The organism is Mycobacterium asiaticum, assembly GCF_001673635.1.
Classification (GTDB): Bacteria; Actinomycetota; Actinomycetes; order Mycobacteriales; family Mycobacteriaceae; genus Mycobacterium; species Mycobacterium asiaticum_C.
Genome location: NZ_LZMH01000007.1, coordinates 18339 through 31495 on the forward strand (window position 1 = coordinate 18339; position 13157 = coordinate 31495).

At 67.9% G+C, this 13157-nt stretch carries 12 protein-coding genes and 1 pseudogene; 2 read left to right on the forward strand and 11 right to left on the reverse strand.

Annotated elements, in window-relative coordinates:
• Positions 1 to 4: 4 nt before the first annotated feature.
• Positions 5 to 1411, forward strand: a complete 1407-nt coding sequence (gene eat, locus A5645_RS01765) for an ethanolamine permease (RefSeq protein ID WP_065128297.1) — start codon at positions 5 to 7, stop codon at positions 1409 to 1411.
• Here the strand turns inward: eat and A5645_RS01770 are convergent.
• The 9 genes and pseudogenes from A5645_RS01770 to A5645_RS01810 form a co-directional block, all read right to left on the reverse strand.
• The gene (locus A5645_RS01770; RefSeq protein WP_081288106.1) at positions 1324 to 2598 is read right to left on the reverse strand and encodes a vWA domain-containing protein; all 1275 of its coding nucleotides are present in this window, start codon (positions 2596 to 2598) and stop codon (positions 1324 to 1326) included. The genes eat and A5645_RS01770 overlap by 88 nt on opposite strands.
• Before the next feature lie 5 nt (positions 2599 to 2603).
• Positions 2604 to 3245: an SRPBCC family protein gene (locus A5645_RS01775; RefSeq protein WP_065128299.1), complete on the reverse strand. Its 642-nt coding sequence runs from the start codon at positions 3243 to 3245 to the stop codon at positions 2604 to 2606.
• Positions 3246 to 3255: 10 nt separating this feature from the next.
• Complete coding sequence (locus tag A5645_RS01780) at positions 3256 to 4125, reverse strand: AAA family ATPase (protein WP_065128300.1); 870 nt, start codon at positions 4123 to 4125, stop codon at positions 3256 to 3258.
• Positions 4122 to 4715: a nucleotidyltransferase family protein gene (locus A5645_RS01785; RefSeq protein WP_065128301.1), complete on the reverse strand. Its 594-nt coding sequence runs from the start codon at positions 4713 to 4715 to the stop codon at positions 4122 to 4124. Before A5645_RS01785 ends, A5645_RS01780 begins: the two co-directional genes overlap by 4 nt.
• Positions 4716 to 4885: 170 nt before the next feature.
• Positions 4886 to 5593 (reverse strand): annotated as a pseudogene (locus A5645_RS01790) (XdhC family protein); the annotation flags it as partial.
• Between the two features lie 11 nt (positions 5594 to 5604).
• Positions 5605 to 8013, reverse strand: coding sequence for an aerobic carbon-monoxide dehydrogenase large subunit (locus A5645_RS01795; RefSeq protein WP_065128302.1), 2409 nt, complete (start codon positions 8011 to 8013; stop codon positions 5605 to 5607).
• A complete protein-coding gene (locus A5645_RS01800) occupies positions 8010 to 8492 on the reverse strand; it encodes a (2Fe-2S)-binding protein (RefSeq protein WP_065128303.1) in 483 nt (160 codons plus the stop codon). Before A5645_RS01800 ends, A5645_RS01795 begins: the two co-directional genes overlap by 4 nt.
• 2 nt (positions 8493 to 8494) lie before the next feature.
• Positions 8495 to 9385: an FAD binding domain-containing protein gene (locus tag A5645_RS01805; protein WP_065035898.1), complete on the reverse strand. Its 891-nt coding sequence runs from the start codon at positions 9383 to 9385 to the stop codon at positions 8495 to 8497.
• A gap of 58 nt (positions 9386 to 9443) precedes the next feature.
• Positions 9444 to 10598, reverse strand: coding sequence for an XdhC family protein (locus A5645_RS01810; protein WP_172830441.1), 1155 nt, complete (start codon positions 10596 to 10598; stop codon positions 9444 to 9446).
• A 50-nt stretch (positions 10599 to 10648) separates the two neighbouring features.
• Here A5645_RS01810 and A5645_RS01815 point away from each other — a divergent pair, with 50 nt between their 5' ends.
• Positions 10649 to 11614 carry a LysR family transcriptional regulator gene (locus tag A5645_RS01815; protein ID WP_065035899.1) on the forward strand — a complete coding sequence of 322 codons (966 nt, stop codon included), beginning with the start codon at positions 10649 to 10651 and terminating at the stop codon, positions 11612 to 11614.
• Between the two features lie 3 nt (positions 11615 to 11617).
• On the opposite strand, the gene A5645_RS01820 is transcribed toward A5645_RS01815, so the two are convergent.
• Together A5645_RS01820 and A5645_RS01825 are read right to left on the reverse strand one after the other, a co-directional pair.
• On the reverse strand, positions 11618 to 12262 hold the full coding sequence (locus A5645_RS01820; protein ID WP_065035900.1) for a TrmH family RNA methyltransferase: 645 nt from the start codon (positions 12260 to 12262) through the stop codon (positions 11618 to 11620).
• The gene (locus A5645_RS01825) at positions 12259 to 13155 is read right to left on the reverse strand and encodes a hypothetical protein (protein WP_065035901.1); all 897 of its coding nucleotides are present in this window, start codon (positions 13153 to 13155) and stop codon (positions 12259 to 12261) included. Before A5645_RS01825 ends, A5645_RS01820 begins: the two co-directional genes overlap by 4 nt.
• Between the last annotated feature and the right edge of the window lie 2 nt (positions 13156 to 13157).

The following is a 13157-nucleotide window of genomic DNA, read 5'->3' on the forward strand; positions in this document are numbered from 1 at the left end:
CGCTGTGGAAAGCCACCCGGAGCCGCGGACCTACCTGGAGAAGCGGCAACTGAAAACCGGTAGCGCCGGCTGGTTGCTACTGGCGGGACTCGGTGTCAGCTACGTGGTTTCCGGGGACTACTCGGGCTGGAATTTCGGATTGTCCCAGGGCGGCTTCGGCGGGTTGGTGCTCGCCACCGGCGTCATCGCCGCCATGTACTTGGCATTGGTGCTGGGGATGGCCGAGTTGTCCGCCGCGCTGCCCACCGCCGGCGGCGGATACACGTTCGCGCGGCGTGCGCTGGGGACCTGGGGCGGGTTCGCGACGGGCACCGCCGTGTTGATCGAGTACTCGATCGCGCCCGCGGCCATCGCGACCTTCATCGGCGCCTATGTGGAGTCGCTGGGCCTGTTCGGCATTCGCGACGGCTGGTATGTGTATCTGGCGATCTACGCCCTGTTCATCGGCATCCATCTGGCCGGTGTCGGCGAGGCGCTGAAGGTGATGTTTGCGATCACCGTCATAGCGCTGGTGGGGATCGTGATTTTCTGCGTCGCGGCCGTCGGGCGCTTCCATGCGGCCAATCTGACGAACATCGCGCCCTCGGATTCGCTTGGCGCATCGGCGTTCCTGCCGCACGGGTATCTGGGGGTGTGGTCGGCGTTGCCGTTCGCGATCTGGTTCTTCCTGGCTATCGAGGGAGTGCCGCTGGCCGCCGAGGAGACGGCCGACCCGGCCCGCAACGTTCCGCGCGGCATCACCGCGGCCTTTGCCGTGCTGCTCGCGACGTGCGTGCTGGTACTGCTGTTGACCACCGGTTCCGGTGGGGCGCAATCGATGTCAACCTCAGGCAATCCTTTGGTGGCGGCGTTGGGGCCAAGTGGCGCGGCCGAAGCAGTCAACTACATCGGATTGGCCGGCCTGATTGCCAGCTTCTTCTCGATCATCTACGCCTATTCGCGGCAACTGTTCGCGCTGTCCCGGGCGGGTTATCTGCCGACGGTCCTGTCCGTCACCAACTCGCGGAAGGCACCGACGCTGGCGCTGATCGTGCCCGGGGTCATCGGGTTCGGGTTGTCGTTGACCGGCAAGGGTGACCTGTTGCTGAACATGGCGGTTTTCGGCGCCACCCTCTCGTATGTGTTGATCATGGTCAGCCACATCGTGTTGCGCAGGCGGGCACCCGAGATGGAGCGTCCCTACCGGACTCCGGGCGGCGTGGCAACCACCGGTTTCGCATTGGTGGTCGCCGCACTGGCGCTGATCGCCACGTTCCTGGTCGACGGCGTGGCCACCGTGTGTTGTTTGGCGGTGTTCGGCGCGTTCATGCTCTACTTCGCCTGCTACAGCCGGCACCGCCTGGTAGCCAATTCGCCCGATGAGGAACTGGCCGGGCTCGGTTCAATTGCGGGTAGCCAAGGCTGCGACTGACGGCCTGCGATAGCCTGCAGTACCTCCTGCAACGCGCTCAGCGAGTGTGCGGGCATGAACAGGTCGCAGTACGGCAAGGCCGCCGCCATGGCGCCCGCCGCGGGCTGGAATCGATGCTGAGCGGCGCGCGGATTGAGCCACACCACCAGGTCGGCGCGGCGCCGCAGTCTGGCCATGGCGTGCCGAAGCGTATCGGGCGGGTCGCTGTCCCAGCCGTCGGAGGCGATGATCACGACCGCGCCACGCAAGGCGTTGCCGTGCGGCGGCCCCAGCAGCGCCTCGATATTGCGGCCGATGAACGTGCCGCCGTAGCGATCGACCACTTTGGCGTTGGCCCGCTGCAGCGCCACCTCCGGCGAGCGGTGCGACAACACCGCGGTGAGCCGCGTCAACGACGTCGAGAAGGCGAACACCTCTGGCCGCAGGCCCGCCTGACGCAATGCCGTCGCTCGCATCAGGTGCAGATAGATGGTGGCGTAGGGCTGCATCGATCGGCTCACGTCACAGGCCAGGACCACCCGCCTGGGCCGGCGGCGCGGCCGAGTTCTGGCCAGCGTCAACACTTCCCACCCTGACAACCGTGAGGCGTCGATGGTCGCCCGCAGATCGATCCGCTTGCCATGCGGGTTGAGTTCGGTCCGCATGCTGCGCCGCTGCGGCCAGTGCCGCACCGAAGCCTCCAGCCAGGAGCCGAGCAAGCGCAGATCGTCGGGGTCGAACCGCTCGAAGGATTCGTCGGCCAGGGCGGCGATGCGGCTGGGCGCCACATCGGGAAGTCGGAGACCGGCGGCGCTGTCGGGGTCGGCACCGCCGCGGGTGACCCACGGCAATGTCTGGGCTTGCGGCACACTGGATTGCCCGGCGCCGCGGTGTACGGTTCCGGCGGCCGGTGTGCGCGGACCCGGCAGCGGAATCGGGTGGTGCTCAGGGCCGTCCATCTCGACGCCTCCGAAGATCTCGGCGAACACCGCGTCGAACGATGCCAATTCATCGACCCGGTTGACCAGGGTCAACCGCGCCGACCAGTACAGCGCGGATCGGCTGTGCGGCGGCAGTTCTCGCAACGCATGCACAAAGCCCGCCTGGCCGCTGGCCGAGACCGTCACCCCGGCGCGACGCAAGCGCGCCACCAAGCCGGCCGCAAAGGCCGCCAGATCGACGCCCCGTAACAGGGCAGGGGTGGTCATCGCGCTCAGCGGCGTCGGCGCAACACCCACAGCAAGGCGAGCACGGTCAGCACGGCCAGCGCCGCGGCGCCGTACTTTTTGATCTGGTCGCCGCCGGCGAGTTCCAGCAAATCGATCGCCTCAGGCTCCTTGGGAGGAGCGGTCGGTGTCTGCACCGAAGGCGCTGCGGCTGCGGGTTCTTCGGTGGGCGTGGCCGGTGAATTCTGGGCTGCCAGTTCGGCTTCGAGTGACTCGACGAACTGGCCCAACAACTTCTCGGAGACCTGCTGCAACATGCCGCTGCCGAACTGGGCGAGCTTGCCCACGATCTTCAGATCGGTGTCGACGGTGACGTTGGTGTGCTCCCCGGCCTCCTGCAGTTGGGCGGTGACGGTGGCCGCCGCGTTGCCGGTGCCGCGGGCCTCCTTGCCCTTGGCATCGAAGACCGCGCGGTACTGGCTCTGGTCCTGCTCGACGAAATGCACCTTGCCGCTGAACTCGCTGGTGACCGGGCCGACCTTCACCTTGACCTTGCCCAGGTACTCCTCACCCTCGTGACCGGTGAACTGGGCGCCGGGCATCAGCGGAATCACCCTTTCCAGGTCGCACAGCACGTCCCAGGCTTGCTCGATCGGTGCGCTGACGGTGAACTGGTTGGCGATCTTCATCCTTGTCCTCTCAGGTGGGGCTGTATTCGACCAGTGCGTCGCTGATCAGAGTACGGTCGTCGGGGGTCTTGGCGAGCGCGCCGAGGCTGGCCAGTGCGGCCGGATCCACCAGGTCAGCCACGCCGAGCGTCACCAGGGCGGCGACCCAGTCGATGGTCTCGGCCACTCCTGGCGGCTTGTCCAGATCGAGTTCTCTGGCGGCACTGACGAATTGGGTGGCGTGTTCGATCAGCGGTGCGGTGGCCCCGGGCACGGTGCGCCGCACGATCGCGGCCGCCCGCGCCGGCTCCGGGTAGTCGATCCAGTGATACAGGCAGCGCCGTCGCAGTGCGTCGTGCAGGTCGCGGCTGCGATTCGAGGTGAGCACCGCGATCGGCGGCCGCTCGGCGACGAAGGTGCCCAACTCGGGGACGGTGACCGTGGCTTCGCCGAGGAACTCCAGCAGCAGCGCCTCGAATTCGTCATCGGCACGGTCGATTTCGTCGATCAACAGTACCGGCGGTCTGGATCCACGGTGCCGAACACACTGCAGGATGGGCCGATCCAGCAGGTAAGCCTCGGTGTACAGGTCGCCTTCGGCGATCCCGGTGCCGCGCGCCTCGGCAAGCCGGATGGAGAGCAGCTGACGTTGATAGTTCCAGTCGTAGAGCGCCTCGCTGGCGGTCAGTCCCTCGTAGCACTGCAGCCGCACCAGGCTGGTATTAAGCACGGCGGCAAGCGCTTTGGCCGCGGTAGTCTTGCCGACGCCGGGTTCACCCTCCAGCAGCAGCGGCCTGCCGAGCGTCACAGCCAGGAAGATCGCCGACGCGGTCCCGGTGTCCAGCAGATAGTCCTGGGCGTCGAAGAGCCGGATCACCTCGTCGGGGCCGGTGAGGGTCATGACGGCACCGCCGCCAGCAGTCGCCGGTAGTCGTCCCAGGTGTCCACGTCCAGCGGGACGGGCCCGGCCGCCGCCAGTTCCCCGACCGGGTACCGGCCCGACTCGATCAGCTTCCAGACTCCCTTGTCGCCGTGCAACCGGGATAACTCGTTGAACACGTTGCGGCTGAACCAGAATGGGTGTCCGATGCCGTCGGAGTACCGGCACACCAGCACGTCGGCGTCCGGCCCCCGGCCGATCACCTCCCGCACCGTCACCGGGTCCACCCGGGGCTGATCACCCAGCATCAACACGATGCCGGCCGCTTGCGGGTTGACCCGCTGCAGCGCTACTCGCAGCGATGCCGAGCACCCGCTGCCGAAGTCCGCCACGGTCGCCACCTCGGCACCGTCCAGCGGCACCCGATCGCGCACCTGCTGCGCGGCGCCGCCCAGGGTGACGATCAGCTGGTCGAATCCCACCGCTCGCGCGACATCCAGCGTCGCACCGAGCAGCGTGGTATTCCGGTACGGCAGTAGTTGTTTCGGGCTGCCCAGCCGACGGGAGCCGCCAGCGGCCAGGACGATACCGGTGACACGCGGGACGGTCATGCGCCGTTCCGGTCGGCGAACGCGCCGAGGCATCCCGAGCAACAGAACCAGTAATCCGTGCCGGCCAGCTGCAAATGTTCGGTGCCGGGTCCGACGACCACGGTCATGCCACACACCGGGTCGACCGCTTCCCGGGTGGCGCCGGCGGCCCGGGCGGGCCCGGCGAGGGTGCCGTCGCGGAGGGAGGCGATGAGCTCCGCGGCGATCGCCACCGCGATCTCCGTCGGTGTCTTGGCGCCGATGGCCAGGCCGACCGGACAGTGCACGCGGGCACGTTCGGATTCGGAGAGGTCCAGCGAGGACAGGATGGAAGCACCGCGCACCCTGCTGGCCACCAGTCCAATGTAGGGGACGTCGTTATCCAGTGCGGCGCGGATGATTTCGGCCTCCGGGCCACCGTGGCTGGCGATGACGACCGCGCTGGTGTCATCCCGGGTGATGTCGCCGCCGTCGTCCCGGCGCCCGTCATAGCCGAGCACGCCACAGATCTGGATCAGTGCGTCGGCGATCGGTGTGGCGCCGTAAATGCGGACCAGCGGGGCCGGCAGTTGCGGGGTCAAAAAGATCTCCAGTGATCCACCGGACAGGCATGGATTGACCACCACACAGGCGCCGGGCGCCTCCGGGAAATGTACGTCTCCGTCGGGCAGCACCCGTAACAGCACGCTTTCCCCGGCCTGCAGGACACCCAGCGCCGCTTTGCGAACGGAGTTCTGGGCGCACTGGCCGCCGACGAAGCCCTCAATCGTGCCGTCTGCCAACAGGATCGCCTCGTCACCCGGTGACGCCGAGGTGGGCTGCTCGGCGCGCACCACCGTCGCGCGGACGAAAGGTGTGCGCGCGGCGTGGAGTTGTTGAGCCCGTTCGCTGATGGTCATGATGAGGTTGCTCAGATCGGCGGCCTGGCCCGGCCCTGCATGGCCTCCCATACCCGCGACGGTGTCAGCGGCATGTCGGCGTGCCGCACACCGTACGGTGCCAGCGCATCGATCACCGCGTTGACCACAGCCGGCGGGGAACCCACCGTCGCCGATTCGCCGATTCCCTTGGCGCCGATCGGATGATGCGGCGACGGCGTTACGGTGAAACCGGTCTCCAGATGCGGCACCTCCTGCGCGGTGGGGATCAGGTAGTCCATCAGCGAACCGCCCAGGCAGTTGCCGTCCTCGTCGAAGGCGATCATTTCCATCAGCGCCATCCCGATTCCGTCGACGATGCCGCCGTGCACCTGGCCCTCGATGATCATCGGGTTGATGCGGGTGCCGCAGTCGTCGACGGCCAGGAATCGCCGCACCTTCACCACGCCAGTCCCCGGATCGACGTCCACCACACAGAAATACGCGCCGTACGGGTAGGTCAAATTCTCCGGGTTGTAGCAGACCTGGGCATCGAGACCGCCCTCGAGACCCTCGGGGAGATCCCCGGCGCCGTGCGCACGCATCGCGATGTCCTGGATGGTGACGGCCGCCGACGGGTCGCCCTTGACATGGAATTTGCCCTTCTCCCAATCCAAGTCGGCCACCGACACCTCGAGCATGCCGGACGCGATGATCTTGGCCTTGTCCCGCACCTTGCGCGCCACCAGAGCCGCGGCGGCGCCAGAGACCGGGGTGGACCGGCTACCGTAGGTGCCCAGCCCGAACGGCGTCTGATCGGTGTCACCGTGCACGACGTCGATGTCGTCGGGCGGGATGCCCAGTTCCTCGGCGACGATCTGGGCGAATGTCGTCTCGTGGCCCTGGCCTTGCGTTTGAACCGACAGCCGCACAACGGCTTTGCCGGTGGGGTGCACACGAAGCTCACAGCCGTCGGCCATGCCCAGACCGAGGATGTCCATGTCCTTGCGCGGCCCTGCGCCCACCGCCTCGGTGAAGAAGGCCATACCGATGCCCATCAGCTCGCCGCGCTCTCGTTTTGCGGCCTGTTCGGCGCGCAGAGCCTCGTAGCCGATCATGTCCATCGCCTTGCGCATGGTGGTCTCGTAGTCGCCGGAGTCATACGTCCAGCCGGTCTTGCTCCGGTACGGGAACTGGTCCGGCTTCAACAGGTTTCGCAGCCTCAGCTCGGCGGGGTCCAGCTTCAGCTCGTGGGCCAGGCAGTCCACGAGTCGCTCCACGAAGTAGACCGCCTCGGTGATCCGGAAGGAGCACGCGTAGGCCACCCCACCGGGCGCCTTGTTGGTGTACACCGCGGTCATATGGCAGTAGGCCGCCTCGAGGTCGTAGCTGCCGGTGAACACGCCGAAGAAACCGGCCGGGTACTTCACCGGAGCGGCGGTGCCGTTGAACGCGCCGTGGTCGGCCAGCACATTGGACCGGATTGCCAGGATCTTTCCCTCGGCGGTCGCGGCGATCTCGCCCACCATGATGTAGTCACGCGCGAAGCCGGTGGAGGTCAGGTTCTCGCTGCGGTCCTCCATCCACTTCACCGGCTTGCCCAGCAGCAGTGAGCCCACGATGGCGCAGACGTAGCCGGGATAGATGGGCACCTTGTTGCCGAAGCCGCCGCCGATGTCGGGCGAGATCACCTGGATCTTGTGCTCGGGCAGGCCGGCGACCAGGGCGTAGAGCGTGCGGTGCGCGTGCGGCGCCTGGGTGGTGGACCACAACGTCAGCTTTCCGGTGACCGGGTCCAAATCGGCTACCGCGCCGCAGGTTTCCATCGGGGCCGGGTGCACCCGCGGGTAGACGATCTCCTGTTTGACCACCACGTCGGCCTTGGCGAACACCGCGTCGGTGGCGGCCGCGTCACCGGTCTCCCAGTCGAAGCAGTGGTTGTCGGTCTTGCCGTCGAGGTCGGTGCGGATCACCGGCGCGGACGGGTCCAACGCCTTGCGAGCATCGACGACCGGATCCAGCGGGTCGTACTCGACGTCGATCAGCTCCAGCGCGTCGCGAGCCGAGTAGCGGTCCTCGGCGACGACGAAGGCCACTTCCTGTCCCTGGAAGCGCACCCGGTCCGTAGCCAGCACGGCCTGCACGTCGTTGGACAATGTCGGCATCCAGGCCAGGCCCTTCTCGGCCAGCGCGGCGCCGGTCACCACCAGCTTGACCTTCGGATGCGCTTGCGCTGCAGTGACATCGACGCTGACGATGTTCGCGTGCGCGTAGGGCGAACGCAGGATCGCCAGGTGCAGCATGCCCGGCAGCGCGATGTCGTCGACGTAACGGCCGCGGCCCCGGATGAACCGCGGGTCCTCCTTGCGCAGCATCCGCCCGTAACCGCAGGGCTTCTGGTCGTTGTCCGCGGTGTCTTCCGGTGACGGGGGACGGGACGCCTCGTCTTTGAAGGTGGTCATGACGTCGGGGCCTCCGCTTGAGAGTTCTTTGCGGCCCATTGAATGGAACGCACGATGGTCGTGTAACCGGTGCAGCGGCAGATCTGCCCGGAGATCGCTTCCCGGATGGTCTCCTCGTCGGGGTCGGGGTCGCGGTCCAGCAGGGCGCGGGCGGTGATCATCATTCCCGGTGTGCAGAAGCCACATTGCAGGCCGTGGCAGCGCATGAACCCTTCCTGCACGGGGTCGAGCGATCCGTCCGCCGAAGCCAGTCCCTCGACGGTCCGCACGCTGTGCCCGGACGCCATCACCGCCAGCATCGTGCAGGACTTCACTGGGACGCCGTCGACGTCAACGACGCAGGTTCCGCAGTTGCTGGTGTCGCATCCCCAGTGGGTGCCGGTGAGCCGCAACTGATCCCGCAGGAAGTGCACCAGCAGCATCCGGGGCTCGACGTCGGCGGTGACGGGTTCGCCGTTGACGGTCATGGTTACCTGCATGGTCAGTTCCCCTCCGGCGCAGGAATGTTGCGCACCCGCTCGACGGACTTGCGCATGGTTCGGATGGTCAGTTCCGAGGCGAGGTGCCGCTTGTACTCGGCCGTACCGCGGATGTCGGACACCGGCTCGCAGGCCTGCCCGGCCAGCCGGCCGGCCTCGGCGAAGGTCTCCTCGGTGGCCGGCCGGCCGGCGATCGAGTCGGACAACTCAGACAAGCCGTTCCGGTCGGCGTTGACCGCCGTCAACCCGATCCGGACGGCGACGATCGAGTCTCCGTCGAGCGTGACGCATGCTCCGGCCGCAGCGACGGCCCAGTCACCCACCCGGCGCTCCACCTTGGCATAGGCACTCGATGTGTTGTGCCGCAGCGGGATCCGCGCTTCGATCAGGATCTCGTTGGGTGCGGTGGCTGTCTCGTACGGCCCCACCAGGAAGTCATCGATCGGGATCTCCCGTTCCCCCGACGGTCCGCGCACCAGGCAGGTCGCATCCAGCACCTCGCACACGGTGGACAGGTCCTCGGCCGGATCGGCCTGGCACAGCGACCCGCCCAGGGTGCCGCGGTTGCGCACCACCGGGTCGGCGATCACCCGTTCGGCGTCGCGGAAGATCGGGCACACCGCCGCCAGCGTGTCGGACTCGAGGATCTCCCGATGACGGGTCATCGCACCGATGCGCACCAACGTCGGGTCGGTGATCACATACCCCAGTTCGGGCGCCAGGTCATTGATGTCGACCAGGTATTCGGGGTTGGCGATACGCAGCTTCATCATCGGCAGCAGGCTGTGTCCGCCGGCGACGACGCGCGCCCCCTCTCCCAACCGGTCCAGTAGTCCGATGGCGTGGTCCACGCTGGTGGCACGCTCGTATTCGAAGGGGCCAGGTACTTGCATGCCGAAAGTGTCAGCCCCCGCCCCAGGCGCGTCAATGACGAGTTAAGCGATCCTTTAACTAAGGGCTGACTTGCATGTCACCCCGCATGTCACGGTGGATGCGGCCGGTGACCTCGGCCAGCGGCCGCCCCCCGCCGCCCCACCGGCGCGCGATGATGTCTGCGGCGATCGACACCGCCGTCTCCTCCGGAGTCCGCGCGCCCAAATCGAGCCCGATCGGACTGGACAGCCGGGCCAGCTCGACGTCGGTCAGGCCCGCCGCTCGCAGGCGGTCCAGCCGGTCGAGGTGTGTTCGGCGGGATCCCATGGCGCCGACGTAGCCGAGATCGAGGCGCAGCGCGACCTCCAACAGGGGCACGTCGAACTTGGGGTCGTGGGTGAGCACGCAGACCACGGTGCGCCGGTCGACGGCACCCGCGCTCGCCTGTGTGGCCAGATAGCGGTGCGGCCAATCGACGACCACCTCGTCGGCGGTCGGGAAGCGCGCCGGCGTGGCGAACACCGCCCGGGCGTCGCAGACGGTGACGCGATAACCGAGGAAGGATCCCTGGCGAGCCAGCGCGGCGGCGAAGTCGATGGCGCCGAACACCAGCATCCGGGCGCGCGGCGCGTAGCTGGACACGAAGATCTCCATGCCCTCGCCGCGGCGCTGCCCGTCGGGCCCGTAATCCAGGATTTCGCTGCGGCCCAGCGCCAGCAGCCCCCGGGCGTCGTCGACGACCGCCGCGTCCGCGCGCGCCGAACCCAACGTGCCGGCATGGCTGTCCGCGCGCACCACCAGTCGGCGTCCGACCCGGCCCGCATCACGATGAGCGACCACGGTGGCGACGGCTACCGGCCGGTGCGCGGCGATGTCCTCGGCTACCGAGGCGAGTTCGGGATAAGAGGTTTGCGACACGGCCTCGACGAAGACGTCGATGATGCCGCCACAGGTGAGACCCACCTCGAAGCTGCCGTCTAGTTCGGCGCCATCACTGACGCCGTAGCGCTCCAGGCGCGGCACGCCAGTCCGTATCACGTCGGTGGCGAGCTCGTACACGGCGCCTTCCACGCAGCCACCGGAGACCGAACCGCTCACCGACCCGTCCGGCGCCACCACCATCACGGCGCCGGGCGGCCGTGGCGCCGAATGCATCGTGCGGACCACGGTGCCGAGCCCGGCGGTTTCGCCGGCGCGCCAGATCGACATCAACTCGCCGAGCACATCACGCACGTGTGTAACGGTATGCCTCGGCACACCACGGCTGAAAGTAGGCTGGCCCCATGACCCCGGCTCAGCTTCGGGCCTACGCGGCCGTGGTACGTCTGGGCTCGGTACGAGCGGCCGCCGCGGAGCTGGGCGTCTCCGATGCCGGCATCTCCATGCACGTCGCCGCGCTGCGCAAGGAACTGGACGATCCGTTGTTCACCCGGACCGGCGCCGGGCTGGCGTTCACCCCGGGCGGCTTGCGGCTGGCGAGCCGGGCGGTGGAAATCCTGGGCCTGCAACAGCAAACGGCAATCGAGGTCACCGAGGCCGCCCACGGCCGCCGGCTGTTACGCATCGCCGCGTCGAGCACCTTCGCCGAACACGCGGCGCCGGGACTGATCGAACTCTTCTCCTCCCGGGCCGACGACCTTTCGGTGGAGTTGAGCGTTCACCCGACGAGCCAATTCCGTGACCTGATCTGTTCGCGTGCGGTCGACATCGCGATCGGGCCGGCCAGTGAAAGTTCTTTCGGCTCAGACGGATCGATCTTTGTGCGACCGTTCCTGAAGTACCAGTTGATCACCGTGGTCGCGCCGAACAGCCCACTGGCGACGGGTAGTCCGACGCCTGCGCTGATCCGCAGCCAGCAGTGGATGCTGGGACCGTCGGCGGGCAGCGTGGACGGCGAGATCGCGAACATGCTGCGCGATTTGGCGATTCCGGAGTCACAGCAACGGATCTTTCAGAGCGACGCCGCAGCTTTGGAGGAGGTGCAGCGCGTCGGCGGCGCGACCCTGACCATCGGCTTCGCCGTCGCCAAAGACCTTGCCGCGGGCCGGTTGTCGCACGTCGTCGGGCCGGGACTGGACAAGTCCGGCGAGTGGTGCGCGGCGACGCTGGCGCCCTCGGCCCGTCAGCCCGCGGTATCGGAGCTGGTCCGTTTCATCACCACACCGAGGTGCATCCAGGCGATGATTCGGGGCAGTGGCGTTGGGGTGACCCGGTTTCGGCCCAAGATTCACGTCACGTTGTGGAGTTAGCCATCACCAGGCCTGGTCGAGATCGGCGTGCTGCCGTATCCAGGCGTGCATCGCAATCCCCGCTGCCACACCGGCGTTGATGCTGCGCGTCGATCCGAATTGGGCGATCGACACCGTCATCGCCGCGCCGGTGCGCGTTTCGACGGTGATGCCGGGTCCCTCCTGCCCGAACACCAACAGGCAGTTCCGGGGCAACGAAACCTGTTCCAGCCGAACGGCACCGGGGACGTTGTCGACCGCAACCACCGTCAGTCCGGCGGCGGCGGCGAAGATCATCAGTTCGTCGGCGCCGGCGTGGTGCCGCAGTCGTTGATAGCGGTCGGTGACCATGGCGCCGCGGCGATTCCACCGGCGCCGGCCGACGATATGGACGGTGTCCACGGCGAAGGCGTTGGCGGTGCGCACCACCGAGCCGATATTGGCGTCGTGCCCGAAGTTCTCGATCGCGATGTGCAGGGGGTGCCGGCGCCGGTCGATGTCGGCCACGATTGCCTCGCGGGTCCAGTACCGGTAGGCGTCGACGACGTTGCGAGTATCCCCGTCGCGCAGCAGATTTGGGTCATAGCGCGGATCGTCGGGCGGGTCACCGGGCCAGGGCCCGACACCCGTGACCGGGGCGCCCCATTCGGTGGGCCCGGGTTCACTCACCGGGAGAGCCAGACCGCGGCATGGGTGCCGACGATCGCGATCGTCGCGTACAACACCGCCTGATTGACCTCGCCCTGTGTGCACAGCGACGCGTTGACCTGAACCGAGTCCCGCGATTCGTCGGGCAGGATCAATACCGAGGCGCCATAGGCCGCGCACGCCGGATTGAGCCCGCGCCCGGGCAGCGTCGGGGCGGCCAGCAACATCATGGGCCCGCCCCGGCGGGCGGAGTCCTCGCGATAGCGCGCCCCCACCGCGCCGGCCTCCAAGGCCAGCAGCATGTAGCCGTTGCCGTTGAAGGCCGCCGGATCGCCCAACTGAGCGTTGGTGATCGGCTTGCCGTCGGCGCGCCAGGCCGACACGCTGGTGCTCTTGACGACCAGGCCGGTGTCGTTGACGTTGGTCGGCAACAGGCCCACTGGGAAGGCCGCCGCGTAGGCGGCCGCGGTGTCAGGGATCCGCTCGTTGGGCGAGTACGCGTAGATGCCCCGGACCACGCTGCGCTCCTTGAGCGGGCCGAGACAGACCGTGCCGGTGAGCCGGTTGGGCGGTGCGGTCAGCGGTGTGCGCACTTGCGGGGTCTTGGTCACCGCGTCGTTGCAGCTGTTCAGCCCGTTGAACTCCATCGGGTGCGACAGCGCGCCGTACAGCCCGAACCGGATGTCTTCGGGCTTGGCGTGCGGCTTGGCAGGATCGGTCGGGGCAGCGTCGACGTCGACCAGTACGTAGTCTTCCGTCCACCGGAAGTTCGTCACCGAGATGTTCCAGCCGAGCACCGCCTGGGATTCGCCGACGCGCGCGCTGGACGCGCCGAAGATCCGGGCGGGACCGTTGGAGCCCGAGCAGCCCACCAGGCAGGCGAGAGCCAGGACGAGCGCAACGAGGGATCGCACCG

Bases quoted from the DNA above. Each gene is read 5' to 3' on its own strand.
- A5645_RS01770 (WP_081288106.1), bottom strand. From the start codon at position 2,598: ATGACCACCCCTGCCCTGTTACGGGGCGTCGATCTGGCGGCCTTTGCG.
- A5645_RS01800 (WP_065128303.1), bottom strand. From the start codon at position 8,492: ATGCAGGTAACCATGACCGTCAACGGCGAACCCGTCACCGCCGACGTC.
- A5645_RS01805 (WP_065035898.1), bottom strand. From the start codon at position 9,385: ATGCAAGTACCTGGCCCCTTCGAATACGAGCGTGCCACCAGCGTGGAC.
- A5645_RS01780 (WP_065128300.1), bottom strand. From the start codon at position 4,125: ATGACCCTCACCGGCCCCGACGAGGTGATCCGGCTCTTCGACGCCCAG.
- A5645_RS01815 (WP_065035899.1), top strand. From the start codon at position 10,649: ATGACCCCGGCTCAGCTTCGGGCCTACGCGGCCGTGGTACGTCTGGGC.
- A5645_RS01795 (WP_065128302.1), bottom strand. From the start codon at position 8,013: ATGACCACCTTCAAAGACGAGGCGTCCCGTCCCCCGTCACCGGAAGAC.
- A5645_RS01775 (WP_065128299.1), bottom strand. From the start codon at position 3,245: ATGAAGATCGCCAACCAGTTCACCGTCAGCGCACCGATCGAGCAAGCC.
- A5645_RS01785 (WP_065128301.1), bottom strand. From the start codon at position 4,715: ATGACCGTCCCGCGTGTCACCGGTATCGTCCTGGCCGCTGGCGGCTCC.